The sequence below is a fragment of the Paenibacillus sp. 598K genome (assembly GCF_003851045.1).
GTDB lineage: Bacteria > Bacillota > Bacilli > Paenibacillales > Paenibacillaceae > Paenibacillus_D.
Genome location: NZ_BFBX01000002.1, coordinates 12,888 through 13,110 on the forward strand (window position 1 = coordinate 12,888; position 223 = coordinate 13,110).

The following is a 223-nucleotide window of genomic DNA, read 5'->3' on the forward strand; positions in this document are numbered from 1 at the left end:
GCATGGCGAGACGGCCCGCATCGAGGTCGAGCCGGCGATGCTGACGGCGCTTGCCGAGGTAGGCGGCACAGTAGCCGACCATTTGCGTTCGCTTGGCTTCACGTATGTGACGATGGACCTGTCGGGCTACAAGAGCGGCAGCATGAATCGGGTATTGGAAAGCGAGGCGGGCGCGTGAGTTCATTCGAAGATCTGGGTTTCTGCAAGCTGGACGTCGACCGCG